General features: G+C 70.5%; 1 protein-coding gene. It reads left to right on the top strand.

Annotated features, from left to right (window positions below):
• Positions 1 to 420 precede the first annotated feature (420 nt).
• On the top strand, positions 421 to 725 hold a 305-nt coding region (locus ETD86_RS54620; RefSeq protein ID WP_138674423.1), incomplete at its 3' end, for a hypothetical protein.

Raw genomic sequence — 725 nt, 5'->3', positions numbered from 1 at the left:
GTCCCCGCCCCTCGCCGAGCAGCCGCCTGCGCAGTGACGGCCACGCCCGGGCACTCACCCGGCGGGCCGATGGGCGGGACGCATCACGAGAGCGGCAGTAGGGCGTCCGCCGGTCGCGGCGCACGGTGATGAAGGACGCGTCGGGTGGCGCGCCAGGTCGGCGGAGGTCCCGGCGGGGATCAGGTCTGATGCGGTGTCGTCGTGTCAGCGGCCGCGTCAGGACGGCAACGGCCCGGTATCAGAGCGGTCGGCGAAGGTGGACGCCATGAACGGTTCAGCGATCGCGGTCTCAAGGCCGGGAGAGACCCCCTCGGACGACCCGGCCTGAGCACTCCAGACACCCGGGCACCAACAGGGCCGCAGTCCACCAGCCGTCCATTCCATCGGACTTTCGTAACAGATTCAAAGGAGCACACCACCATGTCCATCACCCTTAACGACCAGGACAAGCTCACCCTGCGGACCGCCGCGTGGGGCGCCGTCTCGCTGATGTCCGCCGCCGGTGCCGCCGGCTCGGCCCACAAGGTCGCCACCCACGGCTCCATCGCCCTGACCTCCGCCACCGGCCTGGTCGGGCACGTGCTCACCAAGGCGCCCCAGGGCGTGAAGTACGGCAAAACCGTCGCCGAACTCGCCGACCAGGTGCTGCCGGCCCTGACGGCAGCCATGAGCCTGCTGAACAAGCAGGCTCCGGCAGAGGCCGGCAACTTCCGCCGCACCGTCAC

Source organism: Nonomuraea turkmeniaca (genome assembly GCF_005889735.1).
In the GTDB taxonomy this organism is placed as follows: Bacteria; Actinomycetota; Actinomycetes; order Streptosporangiales; family Streptosporangiaceae; genus Nonomuraea; species Nonomuraea turkmeniaca.
The sequence above is the reverse complement of the archived record's forward strand: the minus strand, read 5'-3'. Positions and strand labels throughout refer to the sequence as shown.